Raw genomic sequence first — 2,209 nt, forward strand, 5'->3', positions numbered from 1 at the left:
CGCGCCGTCCGGGGTGTGCATGCCCACCGCGATCCCCGCGGCGTCGGCCGCGGTGCGGATCCGGGCCAGCGCCGCGTCGAAATCCCGTTGCACCGCGGGATCACCGGGGTACGCGGCACCGACGGCCAGCGACAGGTCGGCCGGTCCGATGTAGACGGCGTCGAGCCCGGGCGTGGCGCAGATCGATTCCACGTTGGCCAAGCCCCGCGCGGTCTCCACCATGGCGAGCACGGCCACGCTCTCGTCCGCTTCCGCCGGTTTCGGCCCGATCCGCAGTCCCGAGCGCATCGGTCCGTAGGAGCGCACGCCGTTCGGCGGGTAGTGGGTCGCGGCCACCGCCGACGCGGCCTGCTCGGCGTCGTCGACCAGCGGCACGATGATCGCGTCCGCCCCGGCGTCCAGCGCACGGCAGATCGAGGTCGGGTTGTTCGAGTCCACCCGCGCCACACCGGCCGACCCGCCCGCGGCTTGCACCGCGATCAGCCCGTTGAGCAGCCCCTGGTAGCCGAACAGCCCGTGCTGGCCGTCCAGGCAGACGTAGTCGTAGCCGACCAGCGCGAGCCTTTCGACGGCCGCGGGCGCGTCCAGCGTCACCCAGTAGCCGAGCGCGGGCTGCCGGGAACGGATCTTGCGCACGAAGTCTGCGGCGGCCATGCGGTCCCCTCCATGTCGAGTCCGGCGCTGCTCGCCGATTGTAGGCACGGCGCGCGGGATCTGGCGCTGCTCCGAACCGGTTGAGCTTCACGTCCAAGTTGGACAGTCGGTTTCGCTCGCCTGCGGCGGACGCCGGTCCGCACCCGGTGACGACCGCGCGCTCGAACCCGCAAGCCGGACACATCAATTACGTCCACAAAGGACACTTTTTCCGATGTGCGGTGCCGCTGCGCCGAACGCCCGGGTCACAGCAGCCCGAGCAACGCCCACAACGCCGGGTTGTCGTTGGCCCGCCGCCACCCGAGGTGCAGCTCCACCGGCTCCGGCTCGGGCAGCCGCACCGGCCGCAGCACCACCCCCTCGAACCGCAGCAACGTCGCCGTCGATGGCACCAGCGCCAGCCCCAGCCCCGCGCGCACCAGCGCCAGCACCGTGTGCACCTGGCTGACGTGCTGGGTGTAGTGCGGCGTCACGTGCGCCTCGCGGAAGATGCTGACCAGCAGCTCGTGGAAGTAGCGCGCTTCGGTCGGCGAATACATCACCACGTCCGCGCCGTCGAAATCAGCGGGGCTCAGCGGTTCCGAACCGTTCGCCAGCGGGTGACCGGCGGGCAGCGCGGCCAGCAGCGGCTCGGTCACCACCCGGCGCGAGTCGAGTTCCGGCCGCGTGATCGGCGGTCGCATCAGGCCGAGGTCCAGCGCTGCGGAGGACAGCATGTCGAGCTGATCGCGCGTGACCAGCTCCCGCAACGCCACGTCCACGTGCGGCAACCGATCCCGGGCCGTCTCCAGCACGCCGCCGAGCAGGCCGTACGCGGACGTCGCGGTGAACCCGATGCGCAGCGAACCGGCCTCGCCAGCAGGAACCCGCCGCACCGCCAGCGTCGCGTTCTCCGCCTCGTGCAGCAGCCGCCGCGCGTCCCGCAGGAAAGCCTTGCCCGCCGGGGTCAGCCGCACCGCGCGGCCGCCGCGGTCGAACAACCGCACCCCGATCTCGCGTTCCAGCAGCTGGATCTGGCGGCTCAGCGGTGGTTGGGTCATCCGCAGCCGCTCCGCTGCACGGCCGTAGTGCAGTTCCTCGGCGACCGCCACGAAGCCGGCGAGCTGGTTGAGCGTGAACATGCCTTGCCGCCTCACTGATGCGCATTCCGCAAGAGTCGATGCGCGGTGGGAGTTGGACACGCATCAATACCCGAATCTAGTGTTCGGGTCGACATCGACTGCGCGCGGTCGGCGCTCGTGACGGATCAAGAGCTGTTTCACCAGCGGCGTCAGCCGCTTGCGGTTCGGGACTCGACCGGACCGCCGGCGGGTTCCGCCAGGTGACCCGCTACGCAGACCATGTTCGAACACTTCTTGGGAGGACTCACCGCATGACCACGGTCGGCACCGAACTCACCGGGCGGATGCTCATCGCGGGCGACCCGGTGCCCGGCGGCGGCGAGCAGATCCGCGCCGTCGATCCAGGCACGGGTGCTCAGCTGGACCCCGCCTACGGCTGGGGCGGGCCTGCCGAGGTGCAGCGCGCGTGCGCCGCGGCGGAAGCCGCCTTCGAC

2 protein-coding genes and 1 pseudogene are annotated in these 2,209 nt (G+C 71.3%); 1 reads left to right on the forward strand and 2 read right to left on the reverse strand.

Annotation, left to right across the window (positions count from 1 at the left end; genetic code table 11):
* On the reverse strand, positions 1–654 hold a 654-nt coding region (locus tag IJH84_RS15405; protein ID WP_295145612.1), incomplete at its 3' end, for an aldolase/citrate lyase family protein.
* A 245-nt stretch (positions 655–899) separates the two neighbouring features.
* The gene (locus IJH84_RS15410; RefSeq protein ID WP_200069575.1) at positions 900–1,775 is read right to left on the reverse strand and encodes a LysR substrate-binding domain-containing protein; all 876 of its coding nucleotides are present in this window, start codon (positions 1,773–1,775) and stop codon (positions 900–902) included.
* A gap of 251 nt (positions 1,776–2,026) precedes the next feature.
* Between IJH84_RS15410 and IJH84_RS15415 the strand changes: the two are divergent.
* Positions 2,027–2,209 (forward strand): annotated as a pseudogene (locus tag IJH84_RS15415) (benzaldehyde dehydrogenase); the annotation flags it as partial.

The sequence above is a fragment of the Saccharopolyspora sp. genome, assembly GCF_017434145.1.
GTDB classification, from domain to species: domain Bacteria; phylum Actinomycetota; class Actinomycetes; order Mycobacteriales; family Pseudonocardiaceae; genus Saccharopolyspora_C; species Saccharopolyspora_C galaxeae.

What these genes read in the sequence shown, in the direction of transcription:
- IJH84_RS15410 (WP_200069575.1), bottom strand. Translation starts at nt 1,775, where the DNA reads ATGTTCACGCTCAACCAGCTCGCCGGCTTCGTGGCGGTCGCCGAGGAA.